Below are 19,742 nucleotides of genomic sequence, written 5' to 3' on the forward strand. Positions count from 1 at the left end.
GTCATGGCCCTGTCCCGACGCACCGGCACACGGTTTCAGGCCTCGATCTGGCCGGGGTTCGTGGATGCGATGACGGGTCTCCTGCTGGTGCTGATGTTCGTTCTGACCATCTTCATGGTGGTGCAGTTTGTCCTGCGCGAAACGATCTCGGGTCAGGAAAGCAAGCTCGATGCGCTCTCCGCCGAGGTGGCGGCCCTGGCCGAGGCGCTGGGTCTGGAACAGGACCGCTCTGCCTCGTTGAATCAAAGGGTGGGTGAGTTGACCGCGACCCTTGGGGATGCACGGGACGCGCAGGCCCAGCAGGCGGCGCTGATTGCGGCGCTCACCGCCGAGCGCGATGCACAGGCAGGCCGGATCGCCAGTTTCGAGGAACAGGTGGCCAGTCTGCTCGCAGAGCGTGACGCGGCCCTGGGCGATGTGGCCGATCTGGAAGGGCGCAATGCCGAGCTTTTGTCCGAGCAGGAGGCGCTGAACCTCGCATTGGCGGGGCTGCGCGATGAGATTGACGCCCAGACAGAAGTGGCGCGACTGGCGGCGGCGCGTCGCGAAGCGCTTGAGGCTCTGATCGCCGATCTGCGCCGCGACAATGCCGAAGGACAAGCCGCCGTGGCGGCGCTGGAAACGCAGCTCAGCGAAGAGGAGGCCGCCCGGCTGGCCGAAGCCGCAGCCGCCGAGGCGCTGCGCGAAAAACTTCAAAGCGCCGATGCAGAGCTGACCGCAATGACGCTGGCCCTCGAAGAGCAGCGCCGCGAGGCCGAGGAAACGCTGGCGCTTCTGGCGGCCGCCCGTGCAGCCGGGGAGGACCTCAACGCGCAGCTTGCCGCGGCGCTTCTGGCCCGTGAGGACGCCGACAACACGATCACCGCGTTACGCAGTGATCTGGAGTCGGCGCTCGAAGGGCAGGGCGCGACGACAGCGACCCTGACCGAAACGCAATCGGCCCTGTCCGAGACCCAAACGACCCTGACCGAAACCCAGGCCGCGCTTGCCGAGGTCCAGGCCGAGTTGGCGGCTGCCAGGAACCGTATTGCCGAGCTTCTGGCGGCGAACCAGTCGCTTGAGACGGCAAATCTGAGTGCCGAAGAAGTGCGCGACCAGCTTGCGGCGACCCTCGCGGCCAAGCTTGCGGCGGAGCAATCCGCCGATGCGGCCCTGACCGAGGCCGAAGAGCGCGCCGCATTGCTGGCTCAGGCGCGGGCGGCGCTGGCGGATCAGTCCGAAATCGCTTCGGAGGCGCAGGCCCAGCAGGAATTGCTCAATCAACAGGTGGCCGCCCTGCGCACCCAGCTTGGCCAGCTTCAGGCGCTTCTGGATGATGCCAAGGTGCGCGAGGCCGCCACCGAGGTGCAGTTGCAAAGCCTGGGCAATGAACTCAACACCGCGCTCGCCCGTGTGGCCGCCGAAGAGCGCCGCCGCGCGCAGTTGGAAGAAGAAAAGCGCAAGCTGCTGGAGCAGGAAAAGGCCAATCTGGAGAAATTCCGTTCCGAGTTTTTTGGCCGGTTGCGCGATGTCCTGGGCGCGCAGGAGGGTGTTCGGATCGTGGGCGACCGGTTTGTGTTCTCCTCCGAAGTGCTGTTCCCCCCCGGAGAGGCGAACCTGTCAGAGGCGGGCCAGCGCGAGATCGCCAAGGTGGCGAATATTCTCGGCAATGTCGCAGGAGATATCCCGCCCGAGATCAACTGGGTCCTGCAAGTCGATGGTCATACCGACAATGTCCCGGTGATCCAGGGCGCGCGTTTTGCCGACAATTGGGAACTGAGCCAGGCCCGTGCTCTCTCGGTCGTGCGTTTCATGGTCGAGAGCTTGGGCATCCCGCCGGGCAGGCTCTCGGCCAATGGGTTCGGAGAGTATCAGCCGATTAACCGCGCCGACACGCCCGAAGCGCGGGCGCAGAACCGGCGGATCGAGCTGAAATTCACTGAGAAGTAACCTCGATATCCGCATGCCGCCAGGCGATCAGTTCGCCCGCGCGCGTCAGGCGCGCGATCCCGCGATACGCACCTTCGGGCCAGCCTCCGGGCGGGGCTTTGCGCCCAAACGCCTTGAACTGCGAGGCGTTTGGGGATTTCAGAACCTCGCTATGCGAGAATATCTCGCCCTCCGGCCCGTCAGCGGACAGGGTCAGCACATCTCCTGTTTGGGCGTGATGGAAATGGCCATATAGCACCAGCGGCTCGGACGGGTGCGCCGTATCGGCCCGCGCCGCACCTGATTTGACCGCGTCGAAGCTGGGCACGCCCGTGGCCATCCCGGCGGTGATAAACCCGGTTTGATGATAGATCGGCGTTTCGGCCCAGAGACCGGGGCCATCGGGGGCGCCGCATCGGGTGGTGTGCTCGGGCGCGAACGGGTCGATCACCACGCCATCCCTGAGCACCCCGATATGCAGATGAGGGATATTCGTCAGCCCGCTCAGACCCACCAGGCCGATCTGCTGACCCGCGTCGACCCTGTCTCCGCTGCGCACCGCGACAGAGCCCTTTTTCAAATGGCAATAGAGCGTTTGCCAGCCATCGCCGTGATCAATTCGTACAGCATTGCCGCAGCCCTGCTTGCTGATCTCGGCACGGGTCTCGGCGGTGACGGCGACATCCTCCATCCCGTCGCGCATGGCCGACACCACGCCGGGTGCTGCCGCCCGCACGGCCACGCCCGCGCTGATCATGGCGAAATCCCTTAGCACGATATCCGTGCCGCGATGCCCATCGCGGGATTTGAGCCCGCAGGTGTAATCTGCCTGACCCGGCCCCGGGTCGGCATCGACATAATCCTCGATATAGCAGGTCTGCCCCTGCACACAGTCGAGTGGCCAAACGAGTTCAGGCGGCCCGGCAGGGGCCGCCTGTGTCGTCATCGCCAATGCGGCAATGAAAAGAGGTGCGCGCATCAATCCGCGGTGAGCAGCGGAGGCTTTTTCTTGCCGGTGATACGCGGGCGTTCGGGGCCTTCGAGCTTGAGGTCGATCTTGCCGTCCTTCACGCCCACTTTCACCAGCCCACCCTTGGCGAGCTTGCCAAAGAGCAACTCTTCGGCCAGCGGCTTCTTGATATGCTCCTGGATGACGCGGGCCAGCGGGCGCGCGCCCATCTTGTCGTCATAGCCCTTGTCAGCCAGCCATTCGGCGGCGGGCCGGGTCAACTCAATGGTCACGTTGCGGTCCATCAGCTGTGCCTCAAGCTGAAGCACGAACTTCTCGACCACCTGCAGGATCACATCCTTCGGCAGCGGCGCGAAACTGATCACCGCATCCAGACGGTTGCGGAATTCCGGCGTGAACGTCCGCTCGATGGCGGCGGTATCCTCGCCCTCGCGGCGGTCACGGCCAAAGCCGATGGCCGATTTCGCCTGTTCGGCGGCACCCGCATTGGAGGTCATGATCAGCACGACATTGCGGAAATTCACCGTGCGCCCGTTATGGTCGGTCAGGTTGCCGTGATCCATCACCTGCAGAAGGATGTTGAACACATCCGGGTGCGCCTTCTCGATCTCGTCGAGCAGCAGCACGCAATGCGGATGCTGGTCCACGCCATCGGTCAGCAGGCCCCCCTGATCAAACCCCACATAGCCCGGAGGCGCGCCGATCAGACGCGAAACGGCATGTTTCTCCATGTATTCCGACATATCGAAGCGCAGCAGTTCCACGCCCAGCGTGTCGGCCAATTGCTTGGCGACCTCGGTCTTGCCCACGCCGGTCGGCCCGGCAAAGAGATAGTTGCCGATGGGTTTTTCCGGCTCGCGCAGGCCCGCACGCGCCAGCTTGATCGCGCTGGCGAGGCTTTCGATGGCCTTGTCCTGACCAAAGACCACCCGTTTTAGCGATTTCTCCAGGTCCTTGAGAACCTCGGCATCGTCCTTGGAGACGTTTTTCGGAGGAATGCGGGCGATCTTGGCCACAACCTCTTCGATCTCCTTGGTGCCGATGGATTTGCGGCGCTTCGAGGCGGCCACAAGATGCTGTGCCGCACCGGCCTCGTCGATCACGTCGATGGCCTTGTCGGGCAGCTTGCGGTCATTGATATAGCGCGCGGACAGGTCCACGGCGGATTTGATCGCGTCATTGGTGTATTTGACCGAGTGATGATCTTCGAAATAGGGCTTGAGGCCCTTGAGGATCTTCACCGCGTCCTCGACCGTCGGCTCCACCACGTCGATCTTCTGGAACCGGCGGGACAGCGCGCGGTCCTTTTCGAAATGCTGGCGGAATTCCTTGAACGTGGTCGACCCCATGCAGCGCAGTTTGCCACCTTGCAGCGCGGGCTTGAGCAGGTTGGAGGCATCCATCGCCCCGCCGCTGGTGGCGCCGGCGCCAATGACGGTGTGAATCTCGTCAATAAAAAGTACCGCATCGGGGTGATCTTCCAATTCGGTCACCACGGCCTTCAGCCGCTCCTCGAAATCGCCGCGATAGCGGGTTCCGGCCAGAAGCGCGCCCATATCGAGCGAGAAAATAGTCGTTTTCGACAGCACTTGCGGGGTTTCGCCCTGCACGATCTTGTGTGCGAGCCCCTCGGCGATGGCGGTCTTGCCGACACCGGGATCGCCCACCAGAAGCGGGTTGTTCTTGCGGCGGCGGCACAGCACCTGAATACAGCGCTCCACCTCCTCATCGCGCCCGATCAGCGGGTCGATGTCGCCGGAGCGGGATTTTTCATTGAGATCAACGCAGTATTTCGCCAGCGCACTTTCGCCCGCTTCGATCGCATCGCTGTCCTGACCGGAGTTCGCGGCGCTCTCTTCCTCGTTGGTGCCTGTGACCGGGCGGCTTTCGCCGAAGGCCGGGTTCTTGGCCACGCCGTGGGCGATGAAATTCACCGCGTCATAGCGGGTCATGTCCTGTTCCTGAAGGAAGTAAGCGGCGTTGGATTCACGCTCCGCAAAGATGGCGACCAGCACATTGGCCCCCGTCACCTCTGTGCGGCCCGAGCTCTGGACATGGATCGCGGCGCGCTGGATCACGCGCTGGAAGGCCGCCGTCGGCACTGCCTCGGACCCTTCGATATCCGTGACCAGGTTAGCGAGATCGTCGTCGATGAACTCGACCAGCGTATTGCGCAGCTCTTCGGTGTCGACATTGCAGGCCTTCATCACCCGGCTTGCGTCGGGTTCGTCCACCAGCGCCAGAAGCAGATGCTCCAGCGTTGCAAACTCGTGCTGGCGGGCATTGGCCAGCGCCAGAGCAGCATGAATTGCCTGTTCGAGAGTATTTGAGAATGAAGGCACGTCTTGGTGCTCCTTCCTGATCTTGGCTGCTCCTGATGGATCAACCTTGGCCTCTTATTCTTAAAGTTTGGTCGATATCGTCCTTGCTTCAAGTTTTTTTTCGGGTTCCGCGTTCACATTTGATGGCAATTGTGCCGTTTTCGTTTCTCCAGACGGTCAGAACCTGTCCTTACGGGCCCGGATTTCGGCGAAAACGTCAACCGGATCAGCGCCTTGCATACCCAGCCCGGCCTGTATGTCCGGATCGGAGGCGCGCAAGAAAGGATTTGTGGCCATTTCGTCTGACAAGCGGGAAGGCACGGTGGCCTCTCCCCGGGCGCGGGCCTCATGCACCGCGTCTGCTCTAGAGATAAGTTGCGCATTGCCAGGATCAATGGTGAGCGCGAATTTGGCGTTGCTTGCGGTGTATTCATGGCCCGAGCAAACAATCGTGTCGCCAGGCAAGGCGGCGAGTTTGCTCAGAGAGCCATGCATCTGCGCCGCGGTGCCTTCGAACAGCCGGCCGCATCCAAGGGCCATCAAGCTGTCGGCGGTGAAAACAAGGCGGCTTTCGGGGAAATGAAAGGCGATATGGCCGACGGTATGGCCCGACACGTCGATCACATGCCCGGTTTCGCCGCCGACCGTGATCGTGTCGCCTTCGCTCACCGCCTGGTCGAGCGTGGGCAGGCGATGGGCATCCGCCGCCGCACCGATGACCCTGGCCGGGGCCTTCGCCAACAGCTCCGGCACGCCATCGATATGATCGTAATGGTGATGGGTCAGCAGGATGTGACTCAGCGTCCACCCTTTGTTTTCAAGGGCTTGCAGGATCGGTCCTGCCTCGGGCACGTCGATCGCGGCGGTCTCGCCACTCTGCGCGTCGTGGATCAGGTAGGCATAATTGTCCGACAGGCAGGGAATGGTCACGAGTTCGAGCGTCATAGTATTTTCCCATTTGTCTGTTCCTGTTAGGCTCAGACTGTCTGAACTTGGCCGGGACTGCAATGTATCTCGACGTGCAAGACCTGAGGAACTTCTATTACCGCAGTGCGCTGGGGCGCGCGGCGCAGAAAACCGTGCGCGAGGAGGTGCTCAAGCTCTGGCCCGAGGCGAAGGGGCAAACAGTTGCCGGGTTTGGCTTTGCGGTGCCGTTTCTGCGCCCTTACCTGGCGGATGCGCGCCGGGTGATAGGGCTGATGCCGGGGCCGCAGGGCGTGATCGGCTGGCCGCAGGGGATGCCCAATGTGGCCGTTCTGGTGGAAGAGGTGATGTGGCCGCTGGAAACGGGGCATGTCGATAAACTCCTTTTGATTCATGGACTTGAGTCGACAGAACAGCCCTCGGCCCTGCTTGAGGAATGCTGGCGTGTGCTGGGGCCGGGGGGCTCTGCACTTTTCATCGTTCCCAACAGGGCCGGGCTGTGGTCGCGCGCGGAAAAGACGCCGTTCGGGCACGGGCGGCCCTACACGCAAACCCAGCTCGAAAACCAGCTCAAGGCGCATAATTTCCTTCCGGAACGGCACCTTACCACGCTTTATCAACCCCCCTCGGAGCGGCGTTTCTGGCGCAAGACGGCGGGTATGTGGGAGAGCCTGGGCGGCAAGCTGAGCGTGGTGGCGGCGGGCGGTGTCCTGCTGGTCGAGGCCAGCAAGCGGGTGCAGGCGCCCACCGGGCCCGGGCTACGCGAAACGGTGCGCAAGCCGCTGGACGTTCTGCGGCCGAAACCCGAGGCCAAGCCGGTCTGAATTCTGTACGTTTTGTACAAAATCACCCCCTGTTTTGTACGTTTTGTACAATTCGTACAATTTGTACATTTATGCCCGGGACGCCCGGTAACGGCGCAGCTGGCCCGGCAATAGCCCCGCGACGATCCCCAGCCCATCGGCCCAGAGATCGGCCCATTCGCCCGAGCGGCCGACCTGCGGCTGGACGATCTCGATGGCACCGCCAAAGGCGAAGGCCACCAGCGCGAGACCCAGCGCCCAGCGGGGCCGGACCCATCCGAGCGGCAGCACGAGGCTGAAGAAGGCCAGCGCGTGCATCTGCTTGTCGGTCAGCGGCAGGGGCGGACCGGGCGGGCCGGGGGGCATCAGGGTGCCATAGGCGATGACGCCGCCGATCAGCGCGGTGAGCAGAGTGGCGATCAGAAGAGGCGGACGCATGGGCAGGGGCTCGGACGCAAGAGGACATTCTGGACCGCAGGCCCTACAAGCGTTTAGATACGGTGTCACGCGCAGTTTTTCCCCAGAGCCTGCGCAGAATGCGAGGGGGTGGGGTAGGGATGACACAAAGCGAACCATTTGACACCTCCACCCATGAAGAGATGGGGCTTATGCAGGGCTTTCCGCCGCCGCCGGACAAGCGGGTGACGCAGGCGGACGGGTTTTTCGCAGCCCCGCAGAACCGCTGGGCCTATCAGAACATGCGCAGCCTGTGGCCGAGCCGGGAGATTGCGCCGGGTTCAACGCCCCGGGCGCTGCCGCGCAAGATCGATCCGGGGCTGAGCCGCATCGAGGTTGCGCGCGAGGATGGCAGCAAGGCGGATTTTGCCACCTATCTGCGCCAGAGCTTCACCGACAGTTTCACGGTGATCAAGGATGGTGCGGTGGTGCATCAGACGATGATGAACGGCATGACGCCGCACCAGCCGCATATTATGTTCAGTTGCACCAAGTCCTTTGTCGGTCTGCTGACGCTCATGGCGGTCGAACAGGGGCAGATGGATGAGGCGGCGCTGCTGAGTGCCTATGTGCCGGAGGGGGCGAACGGTGGCGCGTTTGACGGGGTCACGCTGGGCCAGGCGCTCGATATGACGAACGCGGTCGATTATGACGAGGACTATGCCAATCCGCAGGCGTCCATTCACGACTATCTGCATGTCTTCGGCACCGGGCAGCCGGGGCCGCGCCCGGGGCTTTGTGACTATCTTCTGAGCCTCGGTGCCGAAACCAGCCGGGCGCATGGGGCCGAGTTTCATTATGCGACGCCGGTGACGGACATGGTGGCCTGGGCGTTGAGCCGGGCGACGGGGCAGAGCTTTACCGATCTGATGAGCGGGCAGCTCTGGCAGCCCTGCGGCATGGCCGGGCCGGATTACATCCTGGTGGATGGGCAGGGGGCGCCGTTCACGGGTGGCGGTCTGAATGCCACGGCCGACGACATGACCCGCTTTGCCGCGATGATCCTGGCGGGGGGCCGCGTGGGCAATACGCAGGTGGTGCCGGAGGCGGTGATCGCGGAGCTTGAGGCCGGCGGCTCGGAAGCCGCCTTCGAGGCGGGCGGCGAGGCGACGGGGCGGATGCAGGAAGGCGGATGGAGCTATCGCGCGCAATGGTGGGTGCGCCGACAGGCGGGGCACGAGGCGATCCTGGCGATCGGGGTGCATGGGCAATATATCTACGTGGACCGCCCGCGCGGGGTGGCGATCGTGAAACAGTCGAGTCAGCCGCTCTCGTCCGATCCGTATTTCAGCACCTATAACCTGAACGCCTTCGACGCGGTGGTGGAGCGGCTGAGTTGACAGGGCCGCGGCGGGGGCTCGTCCGGCCCTGACGTGCCGGCCTCGCCTCGGGCCGGGCCACGGATTTGGCGGCCAAGGGGGCAGTTCCGCCGCCGTTCCGCAGTGGTTGCGCTAACGATATTTCAAGGAATCGCAAAAATCCGACCGAAAACGGGCGTTTTTCTTCGCTTCAAAACGGCGCATTCGGTCGCAGTCACGTTAACTAATTGAAAGCATGTGTTTTTCTCTCGTCACATGCTTTCCCCAACTGTCTTGCTAGGTGCGCAAGGCTCTGTTACACCCCGCTCGGATTTTGGTGTTTGCGTGAAAACAACGCCATGAAACGCCCCCGGTGGGTGCGCGCGTGCGCGCCGCGAGAACCGGGGCCAGACAATCGGAAGGGTGGACGTGTCCGAACCAGCTTCGATCTCCTCCGGCATCGCCGAGCGCTATGCCACCGCCATTTTCGAGATTTCGAAAGAGAGCAAATCTCTGCCGAAACTTGAAGCCAACCTCACCGATCTTGCCTCTGCCCTCGCCGACAGCCCCGAGCTGCGCGACCTGATTTCGAGCCCGGTGGTGAGCCGTGCCGATCAGGGGGCCGCGATTGCCGCGATTGGCAAGAAGATGGGCCTTGAGACGGTCCTGCAGAACGGCCTTGCGCTGATGGCTGAAAAGCGTCGTCTTTTCGTGCTGCCGCAGCTCATCGCCCAACTGCGCGGCATGATCGCCGAGGACAAGGGTGAAGTGACCGCCGATGTGGTCAGCGCCACGGAACTGACGAAGGCGCAGGCCGACAAGCTTGCGAAGACGCTGAAGGCCCGCGTGGGCAAAGACGTGAATATCAATGCGACCGTTGATGAAAGCCTCATCGGCGGTCTTATCGTTAAGGTGGGCTCGAAGATGATCGACACGTCGATCCGCTCCAAGCTCGCATCCCTCCAGAACGCAATGAAAGAGGTCGGATAAATGGGTATCCAAGCAGCAGAGATTTCTGCAATCCTGAAGGACCAGATCAAGAATTTTGGTCAAGATGCAGAAGTGGCCGAAGTGGGCCGCGTTCTGTCCGTGGGTGACGGGATTGCCCGTGTGCACGGCCTGGACAATGTGCAAGCCGGTGAGCTGGTGGAATTCCCCGGCTCGATCATGGGCATGGCGCTGAACCTCGAAGCCGACAACGTCGGTGTCGTGATCTTCGGCTCGGACCGGGACATCAAGGAAGGCGACACCGTCAAGCGGACGCAATCCATCGTGGACGTGCCGATCGGTGACGAGCTGCTGGGCCGCGTTGTGGACGGTCTGGGCAACCCGCTGGACGGCAAGGGCCCGATCAACGCCAAGAACCGTGGCATCGCCGACGTGAAAGCCCCGGGCATCATCCCGCGTAAATCCGTGCACGAGCCGATGGCCACCGGCCTGAAATCGGTTGACGCCATGATCCCGATCGGCCGTGGCCAGCGCGAGCTGATCATTGGCGACCGTCAGACCGGCAAGACCGCTGTGGCGCTCGACACCATGCTGAACCAGAAGAGCTATAACGACGCGGCTGGCGACGACGAGAGCAAGAAGCTCTACTGCGTTTACGTGGCCGTGGGTCAGAAGCGCTCGACCGTGGCGCAGCTGGTGAAGAAACTCGAAGAGTCGGGCGCGATGGAATACTCCATCGTCGTGGCCGCGACCGCCTCGGACCCCGCGCCGATGCAGTTCCTGGCGCCGTACTCCGCCACCGCGATGGCCGAGCATTTCCGCGACAACGGCCGTCACGCCCTGATCGTGTATGATGACCTGTCGAAACAGGCCGTTGCCTACCGTCAGATGTCGCTGCTGCTGCGCCGTCCGCCCGGACGTGAAGCCTATCCGGGTGACGTTTTCTATCTGCACTCGCGCCTGCTGGAACGCTCGGCCAAGCTGAACGAGGACAACGGTGCCGGGTCGCTGACCGCGCTGCCGATCATCGAAACGCAAGGCGGCGACGTGTCGGCCTTTATTCCGACCAACGTGATCTCGATCACCGACGGTCAGATCTTCCTCGAAACCGAGCTGTTCTATCAGGGTATCCGCCCGGCCGTGAACACCGGTCTGTCGGTGTCGCGCGTGGGCTCTTCGGCCCAGACCAACGCGATGAAATCGGTTGCCGGTCCGGTGAAACTGTCGCTCGCTCAGTACCGCGAGATGGCGGCCTTTGCCCAGTTCGGTTCGGACCTCGACGCCGCCACCCAGCGCCTGCTGGCCCGCGGTGCGCGCCTGACCGAGCTGATGAAACAGCCGCAATACTCGCCGCTGACCAACGCCGAGATCGTCTGCCTGATCTACGCGGGCACCAATGGCTATCTCGACAAGATCGAGGTGAACCAGGTTGGCCGCTTCGAGGCCGGTCTGCTCAACCACCTGCGCTCCAAGCATCAGGACCTGCTCGACTATATCACCAAGGAAGATCCCAAGGTGAAAGGCGAGGCCGAGGACAAGATCAAGGCTGCGCTGGACGAGTTCGCCGCCGACTTCGCATAAGGGGGAGATAAGGCATGCCTTCTCTCAAGGACCTAAAAACCAGGATCGAGTCGGTCAAATCGACCCGCAAGATCACCAAGGCCATGCAGATGGTGGCCGCCGCAAAACTGCGGCGGGCACAGGATGCGGCCGAGATGTCGCGCCCCTACACGGAGCGGTTCAACCACGTGATGGGCAAGCTGGCCGCATCGGTGGGCGACAATGAAAGCGCACCGAAACTGCTGCGCGGCACCGGCAGCGATCAGACCCACCTTCTGGTGGTGATGACCGCCGAGCGGGGCCTGTGCGGCGGTTTCAACGGCAACATTGCCAAGCTGGCCAAGACTGAGGCGCTGAAGCTTCTCAGCGAGGGCAAGACGGTGAAGATCATCACCGTTGGCAAGAAGGGCCGTGACGCGATCAAGCGCGATGTGGGCGATCACTTCATCGAACATGTCGATATGTCGGATGTGAAGAACGTCGGCTATGGCGACGCGCAGAAGATCGCGACGAAGATCCTCGACCGCTTCGAAGCCGGCGAGTTCGACGTTGCCAAGATCTTCTACTCGAAGTTCCAGAACGTCGTGACCCAGATCCCGACCATGCAGCAGGTCATCCCTTTCGATGTGCCCGAGGCCGAGGGCGACGCGTCTGACGCGGGCTCGTTCTATGACTTCGAGCCGGATGAAAGTGCCATCCTGCAGCAGCTTCTGCCGCGCGCGGTGGCCACGGCGATCTTCAGCGGTCTGCTGGAAAACGGGGCCTCCGAGCAAGGCGCGCGGATGTCCGCCATGGACAACGCCACGCGCAACGCCGGCGAGATGATCGACAAGCTGACCATCGAGTTCAACCGCTCGCGTCAGGCTGTGATCACCAACGAGCTTATTGAAATCATTTCGGGCGCCGAGGCGCTCTAACCGAACCGGAGAAACGAGATATGGCAAACGCAAAAGGCAAAGTGACCCAGGTCATCGGCGCCGTGGTGGACGTTCAGTTCGACGATCACCTGCCCGAAATTCTGAACGCACTGAACACCGACAACAACGGCAAGAAGCTGGTTCTGGAAGTGTCGCAGCACCTTGGTGAGAACACCGTTCGCTGCATCGCGATGGACGCCACCGAAGGCCTCGTGCGCGGTCAGGAAGTTGTCGACACGGACGGCCCGATCAGCGTGCCGGTGGGTGACGCGACCCTGGGTCGTATCCTCAACGTGGTGGGTGAGCCCGTGGACGAAGGCGCGCCGATCAAAGCCAAGGAAACCCGCGCGATTCACCAGCCTGCACCGACCTTTGACGAGCAGGCCACGGAATCCGAAGTTCTGGTGACCGGCATCAAGGTGGTGGACCTTCTGGCGCCTTACGCCAAGGGTGGTAAGATCGGCCTCTTCGGCGGTGCCGGTGTGGGCAAGACCGTTCTGATCATGGAACTGATCAACAACATCGCCAAGGTGCACTCGGGCTTCTCGGTCTTCGCCGGTGTGGGCGAACGGACCCGTGAAGGCAACGACCTTTACCACGAGATGATCGAATCCGGCGTTATCAAACCCGATAACCTGGAAGAGAGCCAAGTGGCCCTGGTTTACGGCCAGATGAACGAACCTCCGGGGGCGCGTGCCCGTGTGGCGCTGACCGGCCTGACCCTGGCCGAGCAGTTCCGCGACCAGTCCGGGACCGACGTTCTGTTCTTCGTGGACAACATCTTCCGCTTCACCCAGGCCGGGTCCGAAGTGTCGGCCCTGCTGGGCCGTATTCCTTCGGCTGTGGGCTATCAGCCGACGCTGGCCACCGACATGGGTGCGATGCAGGAGCGGATCACCTCCACGAAAGCTGGCTCGATCACCTCGATCCAGGCCGTGTACGTGCCTGCGGACGACCTGACCGACCCGGCGCCTGCCACGACCTTTGCCCACCTCGACGCCACGACCGTTCTGTCGCGCGCGATCTCGGAGCTGGGGATTTACCCGGCTGTGGACCCGCTCGACTCGACCTCGCGTCTGATGGACCCGTCCATCGTGGGTGAAGAGCATTACCAGGTGGCCCGTGACGTGCAGGGGATCCTGCAGCGCTACAAGTCGCTTCAGGACATCATCGCCATCCTCGGCATGGACGAACTGAGCGAAGAGGACAAGCTGACCGTGGCGCGCGCCCGGAAGATCCAGCGTTTCCTTTCGCAGCCCTTCGACGTGGCCAAGGTGTTCACCGGTTCGGACGGTGTGCAGGTGCCGCTGGAAGACACGATCAGCTCGTTCAAGGCGGTTGTGGCCGGTGAATACGACCACCTGCCCGAAGGCGCCTTCTACATGGTCGGCGGCATCGACGAAGTGATCGCCAAAGCCGAGAAGATGGCGGCCGAAGCTGCGTAATCGTTCGGTGCGTGAAATCACGCACCCTACGGGAATTGAGCAAGGTGTAGGGTGCGTGTTTACACGCACCTCACATCGCAAAAGGAGGCCAATATGGCTGATACAGTCCAATTCGATCTGGTAAGCCCCGAGCGGCTGCTGGCCTCGGTGGAAGCCAGGGACGTGCAGATCCCGGGGGCCGAGGGCGACCTTACGGCGCTGCCCGATCACGCCCCGCTGATCACCACGCTGCGCCCCGGCGTTCTGAAAGTGACGTCCGACAAGGGCACCGAAGAATATGTCGTCACCGGCGGTTTCGCCGAGATCAACCCGACGAGCATTTCGGTGCTGGCCGAACAGGCCGTTCCGCGTGGCGACATCACCCAGGAGCAGTTCAAGGCGATGGTCGATGCGGCCACCGACGCCCTGGCCAAGGCACAGGAAACCTATGTCAACGAGCCGGGCCCGGTGGATGAGGCGGCCAAGCTTCTGTCCGATATGGTCGCCATGGGCGATGAGATCGGCCTGAGCGCCAACTGATCCGGATGAGACGACTTTTTTGAAAAAGGCCCGCCGTTTTGGTGGGCCTTTATCGTTTGAGCGCAAGGACATATAGCGCAGTCAAAGCTTTATTTCTTCGCATTTTCGCCTAAAACGCGTATTAGAGCGGCCTGGGGCCCGGAACGAATAGACCGACGATGATCAAACTGACCAACGTAACGATCGGCATTGACCAGGGCGATGACGTGCTGTTCTCGGACTATGAGGACGGCGGTGAGATGTGGACCGGCGGCGGCTCGCGCCAGAGGGTCAGGAAGGTCACCTTCAGCGAGCGCTTCAAATCTCCGCCCGCGGTGCATGTGTCGCTGTCGATGTGGGACATGGACAGTGCCACCAATGCGCGTGCCGATGTGACCGCTCAGAAGATCACCGAGAAAGGGTTCGAGATCATCTTCTACACCTGGGCCGATACCCGCGTGGCCCGGGCGCGGGTGCGCTGGATGGCGATCGGAGAGGTCAAGAGCGAGGACGACTGGGAGCTCTATTGACCGGGCAGGGATGGTGCGTGTGAACACGCACCCTACGGGCCGCGAGACGCGCCATCAAATCTTGGCAAAGATACCTTCGTAGATCGGCTCCAGCGTCTCGTTGTCGAAAAGCGAGGACACGGATGTGCCGTTCCAGATGTTCAGGATCGCCTGAGCGAACACGGGTGCGGTGGGCAGGATGCGGATATTGGGCGCGCCCTTCACGGCCTCGGTGGGCTGGATCGTGTCGGTGATCACCAGGTTCTTCATCACCGATTTGGTCACACGCTCGACCGCCGGGCCGGACATCACACCGTGGGTGATATAGGAATGCACTTCCGACGCGCCGTTTTCCATCAGCACCTCGGCGGCCTTGCAGAGCGTGCCGGCCGTGTCGACCATGTCATCCACGATAAAGCATTTCTTGCCCTTCACATCGCCGATCACGGTCATTTCGGCCACCTCGCCAGGTTTCTCACGGCGCTTGTCTACGATGGAGAGCGGGGCGTTGATCCGCTTGGCCAGTTCCCGCGCGCGGGCCACGCCGCCCACATCGGGAGAGACGACCATGATATCGGCCATGTCATCCTTGAACCGTGACATGATATCCAGCGCGAAGACCGGCGAGGCATAGAGGTTGTCCACCGGAATGTCGAAGAAGCCCTGGATCTGAGCGGCGTGCAGGTCCATCGTCAGCACCCGTTCGATGCCCGTGCCGACCAGCATGTTCGCCACCAGCTTGGCCGAGATCGGCGTGCGCGCCTTCGACCGGCGATCCTGCCGCGCATAGCCGAAATAGGGGATCACCGCCGTGACCCGCTGGGCCGAGGAGCGGCGCAGCGCATCGGCCATGATCAGAAGCTCCATCAGGTTGTCATTGGCCGGGTTCGAGGTGGGCTGAATGATGAACATATCCTCGCCGCGCACATTCTCGTAGACCTCGACGAAGATCTCGGCATCGTTGAACCGCTCGATCCGCGCGTCCACCAGCCCCACATTCACCCCGCGGTGCATCGACATGCGCTTGGCAATCGCCTTGGCCAGCGGCAGGTTGGCATTGCCGGAGATAAGCTTGGGTTCGGGGGTGGTCGGCATGGGGCAGCTCCGATGCGGTATGACAGAATCGTGACGTTGACACCGCTTAACATGGGCGTAGCGTGGGGCAAAGCTATGCCAAGGGAGGAGGCGCAAGAATGGCCCATATCGACTATTATTTTTCGACCCTGTCGCCTTTTACCTACATGGCGGGCACCCGCATGGAGGAGGTGGCCGCGAAGCACGGCGCCAGCGTGACCTACAAGCCTCTGGATATCATGGCGCTTTTTGCCCGCACAGGCGGCACGCCGCTGAAGGACAGGCACCCGGCGCGGCAGGCGTATCGCGCGCAGGAGATGCCGCGCGAGGCGAAAAAGCTGGGGCTGCCGCTGACCCTGAAGCCTGCGCATTTTCCCACGAATGCGGCACCGTCGTCTTATGCGATTATCGCCGCGCAGAGCGCGGGCGGGGGCGATCTGGGCCAGCTTGCGCATGCCTTCCTGCGGGCGCTCTGGGTCGAGGAAAAGGACATCGCGCAGGATGATGTGGTGCGCGCCTGCCTCACGGCGGCCGGGTTTGACCCCGCGCTGGCCGATAGCGGTCTGTTGAGCGGGGCCGAGACCTATGTCCAGAACCTTGAGGACGCGGTGCGGGCCAATGTCTTTGGCTCTCCCTTCTATGTGGTGGACACCGGGCAGGCCTTTTGGGGGCAGGACCGGATCGCCGATCTCGACAGGCATCTGGCGGGCGATCTCTGAGCCATGCCCAAGGGCGAAAGGGCCGGATTTCCAACCTACTGGACGACGTTCGGACAAGGGCCGCGGCGCGCGCTGATGATCCATTGCAGCCTGGCGCATTCCGGCGCCTGGGGCGGGCTTGCGCGGCATTTGTCGGGGGCGCTGACGATGACGGCCTTTGACCTGCCGGGTCATGGGCGCAGTGCCGGTTGGGACGGGCGCGGCGAGGTGCAGGGCGTGGCCGCCGGGATTGCCGCGAGTTTCTGCGAGGAACCGGTGGATGTGATCGGCCACAGTTTCGGGGCGACGGTGGCGCTCAGGCTGGCGGTGGAGCGGCCCGAGCTGGTGCGGTCTCTGGTGCTGATCGAACCGGTGTGGTTCCGGATGGCCGAATGTGACGCGGCGGAGGTCTTTGCCGATCATGTGTCGCGTATGGCGCCCTATGCGGCGGCCCTGGAGGCCGGTGACAGGCTGGAGGCCGCCCGGATCTTTACCGGTCTGTGGGGGGACGGGACGCCCTGGGAGGCGATCCCCCCGGCGCAGGCAGAGGCCCTTGCCGCACAGGTGCCCCTGGTCGAGGCGGGGGCCGAGGCGCTTTATGGCGATCCCGGTGCGATGCTGGAGCGGCTGGGAGAGCTGCGTTGCCCGGTCCTGCTGATCGCGGGGAGCGAGTCGCCGCCCGTGATCGAGGCCATTCACGACGGCCTGGCAGCCCGGATCGCGCAGGCCGAGCGCGCGGTGGTGGTGGGCGCGGGGCACATGGTGCCGATCACCCATGCCGGGCAGGTGAGCCGCGAGGTGCTGCGGTTCCTCCAGACCTCTTGAGGGGGATGCTCACCAGCCTTTGCAGGCTGTTTCGCGAGGCGGGCCGCAAGGGCCGATGAGCGGCCGGTTCAGCCGCGCGCGATGTCGAGGAACCGGGCGATCATCCCTTCGTCGCAGGACCAGTCACAGACAAACCGCGCGGTAAGCGGCGCATCCGCTGGTCCCTCATCAAGCGGGCCGTCATGGAGTGAATAGGCCGCCCCCGCGGCATGAAGGCGCTGATGGGTGGCCCGGGGCAGGGTGGCGAAGATCATGTTCACCTCTACCTCGTTGAGGATCCGGCAGTCCGGCAGGCCCCGCATCCCATCGGCAAGCTTCGCCCCCGCCGTATTGGCCGCCGCCGCGGTCTGAAGCCACAGCCCGTCGGCCAGATAGCCCTTCATCTGCGCCGAGAGATAGCGATGCTTTGAGAAAAGATGCGCGCCGCGCTTGCGCCGCAGCTCGAATTCCCAGGCGTGGCGAGGATCAAAGAAGATGACCGCCTCGACCCCGAGGCAGCCGTTCTTGGTGCCGCCGAAGCTGAGCGCGTCGACGCCCGCGCGCCAGGTCAGCTCGGCGGGTGTGCAGCCCAAAGCCGCCACCGCGTTGCCAAAGCGCGCGCCGTCCATATGCACCGGGCAGTCATGCGCATGGGCCACGGCGCAGAGGGCCGAGATCTCGTCGACCGAGTAAAGCTGCCCCCATTCGGTGGCTTGCGTCAGAGAAAGAGGGCCGCGTTGCGATGTGTGGACATCGCCCTTGACCCAGCCGGTGATGGCGCGTTCCAGCGCGGCGGGAGTGATCTTGTCCTCCTGCCCCACCAGGGTGAGCTTGGCCCCGCCGCAGTAGAACTCGGGCGCGTTGCACTCATCCATCTGGATATGGGCCCTGGGCGCGCAGAAGATCGTCTCCCACGGGCGGGTCAGCGTCGCCAGGGCGAGGACATTGGCCGCTGTCCCTGTCGCCACGAGATAGACCGCCGCCTCGGGGGCCTCGAAAATATCGCGGAGCTGCGCGCGGACTTCCTCCATCAGCGTGTCGGCGCCATAGGAGGGCTGATAGCCGGAATTGGCGTCCTGCAGCGCCTGCATCACTGCCGGGTGGGCGGGGCCTGTATTGTCGGAAGCGAAATACATCAGACAGGTTCCTCTATAAGGTGGTCTTCCCATTCGTCTTCGGGGATCTCGAATTCGGGCAGGGTGGCGTTCTGCATCGACACACCGGCGCGGTGGACACTGTCGGGATCGCCGGAGATCAGCGGGTGCCAGTCATAGAGCGGTTTGCCCAGATGCAGGAGCTTGTAGGCGCAGGTTTCGGGCATCCAGTAGAGGTTTTTGTCGAGGTTTTTCGGCTCGAGCACGATGCATTCCGGCACGAACTGGTGACGGATCTCGTATTGTGCGCAGCGGCATGTGGCATCGTCGAACAGGCGGCAGGCGATGCGGGTCAGAGCCACTTCGCCGGTGTCCTCGTCTTCGAGCTTGTTGAGGCAGCATTTGCCGCAGCCGTCGCAGAGCGCTTCCCATTCGGCGCGGCTCATGGCTTTGAGCGGCTTTGTCTCCCAGAAGCGGGGGGCGAGGCCGGAGGGGGCGATCGGCTTTGTGGTCATGGGCGGGCGAGGATATCGCGCGCGCGGGCGCAGTCGGCATCCATCTGGGCGATGAAGGCCTCAAGGCTGTCGAACACCTCCTCGGGGCGCAGGTACTCGACAAGCGCCACGGAGAGATCCGCACCGTAAAGGTCGCCGGAGAAATCGAACAGGAAGGTTTCGAGATTGGGCAACTCGCCCTGGAACATCGGGCGGACGCCGAGCGAGGCCGCGCCCTGATACTGGCCCTTGTGCGGGCCGTCGAGCACGTCAACCATCACGGCGTAGACCCCGAAACGGGGCGGGTGCAGCCCTTCGATGGACATATTGGCGGTCGGATAGCCGAGGTCACGCCCGCGCTGTTCGCCGCTGATCACCCGGCCTTCGATCCGGTGCCAGTGACCCAGCATGGCCGCCGCGTCGCGCGGGCGGCCGTCGGTCAGGGCCTGGCGGATCGCGGTGGAGGACACTTCACCGTTTTGCCCCTCAAGCAGATCCGCGATGGTCACGCCGAAGCCGAGCGCCGCGCCGAAGCGCTGCAGATCGGCGGCGTTGCCCGCGCGGCCCTTGCCAAAGCAGAAATCCGCACCCACGACCACATGGCGCAGCCCGAGCCCCTGGGCAATGACGCGGGTTGCGAACTCTTCCGGCGACAGCGCCGAAAGGGCGGCGTTGAAGCTGAGCTCGTAGAGCCGCTCGACCCCGAGCTTTTCAAGCCGGTGCGCACGGGCCTCGGCGCCCATCAGGCGGAACGCAGGCGCATCGGGCGCGAAAAACTCCCGCGGATGCGGCTCGAAGGTCAGAATACCCAGCGGTGCGTCGATTTTCCGGCCTTCGCGGCGGGCGATATCGATCACCGCCTGGTGGCCGAGATGCACGCCGTCAAAGTTGCCGATGGCGACAGACGCGCCCCGGTCGGCAGGTTCGACAAAGGTATAATCTCGGATCGTGCGCATGTGCGCAGGGGTAGCGGGATGCGCGGCGCTGTGCAAGCGTGATGGTGCCAGAGATTTTTCGTACG

Annotated in this window: 19 protein-coding genes; 11 read left to right on the forward strand and 8 right to left on the reverse strand. The window is 63.4% G+C overall.

The features are described 5' to 3' along the window. Positions 1 to 3 precede the first annotated feature (3 nt). Positions 4 to 1,929, forward strand: coding sequence for a peptidoglycan -binding protein (locus tag EI983_RS03445; RefSeq protein WP_157706014.1), 1,926 nt, complete (start codon positions 4 to 6; stop codon positions 1,927 to 1,929). Here EI983_RS03445 and EI983_RS03450 read toward each other — a convergent pair. From EI983_RS03450 to gloB, 3 genes are all read right to left on the reverse strand, one after another. After that, on the reverse strand, positions 1,916 to 2,887 hold the full coding sequence (locus EI983_RS03450) for a M23 family metallopeptidase (RefSeq protein ID WP_157706015.1): 972 nt from the start codon (positions 2,885 to 2,887) through the stop codon (positions 1,916 to 1,918). The two genes, EI983_RS03445 and EI983_RS03450, sit on opposite strands and share 14 nt — an antisense overlap. Next, the gene (gene clpA / locus EI983_RS03455) at positions 2,887 to 5,220 is read right to left on the reverse strand and encodes an ATP-dependent Clp protease ATP-binding subunit ClpA (RefSeq protein ID WP_157706016.1); all 2,334 of its coding nucleotides are present in this window, start codon (positions 5,218 to 5,220) and stop codon (positions 2,887 to 2,889) included. The genes EI983_RS03450 and clpA overlap by 1 nt, the downstream gene beginning before the upstream one ends. Positions 5,221 to 5,376: 156 nt before the next feature. Then, entirely contained in the window at positions 5,377 to 6,144 is a 768-nt protein-coding gene (gene gloB, locus EI983_RS03460; protein ID WP_157706017.1) for a hydroxyacylglutathione hydrolase, read from the reverse strand. Positions 6,145 to 6,206: 62 nt separating this feature from the next. On the opposite strand from gloB, the gene EI983_RS03465 reads away from it, so the two are divergent. After that, positions 6,207 to 6,947: a class I SAM-dependent methyltransferase gene (locus EI983_RS03465; protein WP_157706018.1), complete on the forward strand. Its 741-nt coding sequence runs from the start codon at positions 6,207 to 6,209 to the stop codon at positions 6,945 to 6,947. Positions 6,948 to 7,016: 69 nt separating this feature from the next. Here the strand turns inward: EI983_RS03465 and EI983_RS03470 are convergent, their stop codons facing one another. Then, complete coding sequence (locus tag EI983_RS03470; RefSeq protein WP_157706019.1) at positions 7,017 to 7,364, reverse strand: VanZ family protein; 348 nt, start codon at positions 7,362 to 7,364, stop codon at positions 7,017 to 7,019. Between the two features lie 119 nt (positions 7,365 to 7,483). On the opposite strand from EI983_RS03470, the gene EI983_RS03475 reads away from it, so the two are divergent. From EI983_RS03475 to EI983_RS03505, 7 genes are all read left to right on the forward strand, one after another. Then, positions 7,484 to 8,722, forward strand: coding sequence for a serine hydrolase domain-containing protein (locus EI983_RS03475; RefSeq protein ID WP_157706020.1), 1,239 nt, complete (start codon positions 7,484 to 7,486; stop codon positions 8,720 to 8,722). A gap of 387 nt (positions 8,723 to 9,109) precedes the next feature. After that, positions 9,110 to 9,670 carry a F0F1 ATP synthase subunit delta gene (locus EI983_RS03480; RefSeq protein WP_157706021.1) on the forward strand — a complete coding sequence of 187 codons (561 nt, stop codon included), beginning with the start codon at positions 9,110 to 9,112 and terminating at the stop codon, positions 9,668 to 9,670. Beyond that, positions 9,671 to 11,209, forward strand: a complete 1,539-nt coding sequence (gene atpA, locus EI983_RS03485) for a F0F1 ATP synthase subunit alpha (protein WP_157706022.1) — start codon at positions 9,671 to 9,673, stop codon at positions 11,207 to 11,209. It begins immediately after the preceding gene. A 14-nt stretch (positions 11,210 to 11,223) separates the two neighbouring features. Then, positions 11,224 to 12,105: a F0F1 ATP synthase subunit gamma gene (locus EI983_RS03490; RefSeq protein WP_157706023.1), complete on the forward strand. Its 882-nt coding sequence runs from the start codon at positions 11,224 to 11,226 to the stop codon at positions 12,103 to 12,105. 20 nt (positions 12,106 to 12,125) lie between these two features. Continuing rightward, positions 12,126 to 13,550 (forward strand): F0F1 ATP synthase subunit beta, encoded by a 1,425-nt coding sequence (gene atpD, locus EI983_RS03495; RefSeq protein WP_157706024.1) that lies wholly within the window; start codon positions 12,126 to 12,128, stop codon positions 13,548 to 13,550. Positions 13,551 to 13,643: 93 nt separating this feature from the next. Then, a complete protein-coding gene (locus tag EI983_RS03500; RefSeq protein ID WP_157706025.1) occupies positions 13,644 to 14,069 on the forward strand; it encodes a F0F1 ATP synthase subunit epsilon in 426 nt (141 codons plus the stop codon). A 158-nt stretch (positions 14,070 to 14,227) separates the two neighbouring features. Continuing rightward, positions 14,228 to 14,578, forward strand: a complete 351-nt coding sequence (locus EI983_RS03505) for an H-type lectin domain-containing protein (RefSeq protein ID WP_157706026.1) — start codon at positions 14,228 to 14,230, stop codon at positions 14,576 to 14,578. Positions 14,579 to 14,632: 54 nt separating this feature from the next. On the opposite strand, the gene EI983_RS03510 is transcribed toward EI983_RS03505, so the two are convergent. Then, positions 14,633 to 15,652, reverse strand: a complete 1,020-nt coding sequence (locus EI983_RS03510) for a ribose-phosphate pyrophosphokinase (protein ID WP_157706027.1) — start codon at positions 15,650 to 15,652, stop codon at positions 14,633 to 14,635. Between the two features lie 98 nt (positions 15,653 to 15,750). Between EI983_RS03510 and EI983_RS03515 the strand changes: the two genes are divergently transcribed. Together EI983_RS03515 and EI983_RS03520 are read left to right on the forward strand one after the other, a co-directional pair. Continuing rightward, positions 15,751 to 16,350 (forward strand): 2-hydroxychromene-2-carboxylate isomerase, encoded by a 600-nt coding sequence (locus tag EI983_RS03515; protein WP_157706028.1) that lies wholly within the window; start codon positions 15,751 to 15,753, stop codon positions 16,348 to 16,350. Positions 16,351 to 16,425: 75 nt separating this feature from the next. Beyond that, positions 16,426 to 17,154, forward strand: a complete 729-nt coding sequence (locus EI983_RS03520) for an alpha/beta fold hydrolase (protein WP_246162257.1) — start codon at positions 16,426 to 16,428, stop codon at positions 17,152 to 17,154. Between the two features lie 68 nt (positions 17,155 to 17,222). Here EI983_RS03520 and EI983_RS03525 read toward each other — a convergent pair whose 3' ends face one another. The 3 genes from EI983_RS03525 to EI983_RS03535 are packed head-to-tail and all read right to left on the reverse strand — an operon-like array spanning position 17,223 to position 19,677. Then, positions 17,223 to 18,269, reverse strand: coding sequence for a threonine aldolase family protein (locus EI983_RS03525; protein ID WP_157706030.1), 1,047 nt, complete (start codon positions 18,267 to 18,269; stop codon positions 17,223 to 17,225). After that, positions 18,269 to 18,742 carry a YcgN family cysteine cluster protein gene (locus EI983_RS03530; protein WP_157706031.1) on the reverse strand — a complete coding sequence of 158 codons (474 nt, stop codon included), beginning with the start codon at positions 18,740 to 18,742 and terminating at the stop codon, positions 18,269 to 18,271. The genes EI983_RS03525 and EI983_RS03530 overlap by 1 nt, the downstream gene beginning before the upstream one ends. Next, positions 18,739 to 19,677 carry a bifunctional riboflavin kinase/FAD synthetase gene (locus tag EI983_RS03535; protein ID WP_157706032.1) on the reverse strand — a complete coding sequence of 313 codons (939 nt, stop codon included), beginning with the start codon at positions 19,675 to 19,677 and terminating at the stop codon, positions 18,739 to 18,741. Before EI983_RS03535 ends, EI983_RS03530 begins: the two co-directional genes overlap by 4 nt. Positions 19,678 to 19,742: the final 65 nt, after the last annotated feature.

Source organism: Roseovarius faecimaris (assembly GCF_009762325.1).
Lineage (GTDB): Bacteria > Pseudomonadota > Alphaproteobacteria > Rhodobacterales > Rhodobacteraceae > Roseovarius > Roseovarius faecimaris.

Excerpts from the sequence above, each read along its gene's own strand:
- EI983_RS03445 (WP_157706014.1), top strand. The coding sequence starts at position 4 with ATGGCCCTGTCCCGACGCACCGGCACACGGTTTCAGGCCTCGATCTGG.
- EI983_RS03450 (WP_157706015.1), bottom strand. The coding sequence starts at position 2,887 with ATGCGCGCACCTCTTTTCATTGCCGCATTGGCGATGACGACACAGGCG.
- gloB (WP_157706017.1), bottom strand. The coding sequence starts at position 6,144 with ATGACGCTCGAACTCGTGACCATTCCCTGCCTGTCGGACAATTATGCC.
- EI983_RS03465 (WP_157706018.1), top strand. The coding sequence starts at position 6,207 with ATGTATCTCGACGTGCAAGACCTGAGGAACTTCTATTACCGCAGTGCG.
- EI983_RS03470 (WP_157706019.1), bottom strand. The coding sequence starts at position 7,364 with ATGCGTCCGCCTCTTCTGATCGCCACTCTGCTCACCGCGCTGATCGGC.
- EI983_RS03475 (WP_157706020.1), top strand. The coding sequence starts at position 7,484 with ATGACACAAAGCGAACCATTTGACACCTCCACCCATGAAGAGATGGGG.
- atpA (WP_157706022.1), top strand. The coding sequence starts at position 9,671 with ATGGGTATCCAAGCAGCAGAGATTTCTGCAATCCTGAAGGACCAGATC.
- EI983_RS03490 (WP_157706023.1), top strand. The coding sequence starts at position 11,224 with ATGCCTTCTCTCAAGGACCTAAAAACCAGGATCGAGTCGGTCAAATCG.
- atpD (WP_157706024.1), top strand. The coding sequence starts at position 12,126 with ATGGCAAACGCAAAAGGCAAAGTGACCCAGGTCATCGGCGCCGTGGTG.
- EI983_RS03500 (WP_157706025.1), top strand. The coding sequence starts at position 13,644 with ATGGCTGATACAGTCCAATTCGATCTGGTAAGCCCCGAGCGGCTGCTG.
- EI983_RS03505 (WP_157706026.1), top strand. The coding sequence starts at position 14,228 with ATGATCAAACTGACCAACGTAACGATCGGCATTGACCAGGGCGATGAC.
- EI983_RS03510 (WP_157706027.1), bottom strand. The coding sequence starts at position 15,652 with ATGCCGACCACCCCCGAACCCAAGCTTATCTCCGGCAATGCCAACCTG.
- EI983_RS03515 (WP_157706028.1), top strand. The coding sequence starts at position 15,751 with ATGGCCCATATCGACTATTATTTTTCGACCCTGTCGCCTTTTACCTAC.
- EI983_RS03520 (WP_246162257.1), top strand. The coding sequence starts at position 16,426 with ATGATCCATTGCAGCCTGGCGCATTCCGGCGCCTGGGGCGGGCTTGCG.
- EI983_RS03525 (WP_157706030.1), bottom strand. The coding sequence starts at position 18,269 with ATGTATTTCGCTTCCGACAATACAGGCCCCGCCCACCCGGCAGTGATG.
- EI983_RS03530 (WP_157706031.1), bottom strand. The coding sequence starts at position 18,742 with ATGACCACAAAGCCGATCGCCCCCTCCGGCCTCGCCCCCCGCTTCTGG.
- EI983_RS03535 (WP_157706032.1), bottom strand. The coding sequence starts at position 19,677 with ATGCGCACGATCCGAGATTATACCTTTGTCGAACCTGCCGACCGGGGC.